Here is a 1,466-nt window from a genome sequence, read left to right on the forward strand (position 1 = left end):
GCCAACACCCGACGGCCATTCCTCCGCGCATCCGAAAGCCGCTCCACCAACAACAACCCCACACCCTCCGACCACCCCGTACCATCCGCAGAGGCCGCGAACGGCTTGCAACGACCGTCGGGCGCCAGCCCGCGCTGGCGGGAGAACTCGATGTAGGTCAGCGGTGAGGACATCACGGTGACGCCACCGGCGATGGCCAGGTCGCACTCGCCGGAGCGCAGTGCGTTGGCGGCCATGTGGAGGGCGACCAGCGAGGACGAGCACGCGGTGTCCACCGTCACGGCGGGGCCTTCGAGACCAAGGGTGTAGGACACCCGCCCGGACGCCACGCTCCCGGCGATGCCGGCCGCCAGATAACCCTCCAGGTCATCCGGAATGTTCTGCGCGCCGGCGCCGTAGTCGTGGTACATCACGCCGGTGAAGACACCGGTCCGGCTGCCCCGCAGTGTGGCGGGCACGATGCCGGCGTTCTCCACGGTCTCCCACGCCGTCTCCAGCAGGAGTCGCTGCTGGGGGTCCGTAGCGAGCGCCTCACGCGGCGACATCCCGAAGAACTCGGCATCGAACTGATCCGCGTCATGCAGGAAACCACCCTCACGGGCATACGTCTTGCCCACCCGCGCGGGATCGGGATCATACAGATCCTCGACATCCCAGCCCCTATTGACCGGGAACGGCGAAACCGCGTCCACCCCACCCGCCACCAGCCGCCACAGATCCTCCGGCGAGGACACCCCACCCGGATAACGACAGCCCATGGCCACGATCGCGATGGGCTCGTCGGGCGTAGCGAGGGCGGGAGCCGGGGTGAGGGAGGCAGTGCCGTACGCCGTGCGGGTCTCACCGCCCGGTATCTCACGCGTCAGATGTGCCGCTAGGGCCGCGGGGTTGGGGTAGTCGAAGACGAGCGTGGTGGGCAGCCGCAGGCCCGTCGCCGTGTTGAGCCGGTTACGCAGCTCTACGGCGGTCAGCGAGTCGAACCCCAGCTCCTGGAACGGCCGTTCCGCCTCGACCGCACCCGGATCGGCGTGGCCCAGGACGCCGGCCACCTGCGTACGTACGAGATCGGTGATCGTACGCTCCCGGTCGGCCGGGCTGAGACTGGCCAGCCGGTCCGTCAGCGACGCATCGCCGGATATTCGGCCAGGGCCGGCGGCTCGGCGGGGGGCTGCGGGAACCAGTCCGCGGAACAGAGGCAGCGTCTCGGCTCCCTGCTTGCGCAGGGCGTTGGTGTCGAGGCGGGTGACCCCGAGGACCGCTTCACCGGTCGCGAACGCCGCGTCGAACAGCTCCATCGCGTCCCCGGACGAAAGAGGCAGCAGGCCCCATCGGGCCATGCGCGTGCGGTCGGTGCCGGTGAGTCCGCCGGTGAGCGCACTGGATTCCTCCCACAGGCCCCACGCCAGCGAAAGCGCGGGCAGGCCACTCGACCGGCGATGGACTGCGAGCGCGTCCAGGAACGTGTT

Annotated in this window: 1 protein-coding gene; it reads right to left on the minus strand. The window is 69.8% G+C overall.

Annotation, left to right across the window (positions count from 1 at the left end; all coding sequences use genetic code 11):
* A partial coding sequence (locus ACWIHY_RS40335; RefSeq protein WP_454381741.1) for a beta-ketoacyl synthase N-terminal-like domain-containing protein occupies nucleotides 1–1,466 on the minus strand: 1,466 nt, incomplete at both ends.

The organism is Streptomyces sp. NPDC055287 (genome assembly GCF_053646035.1).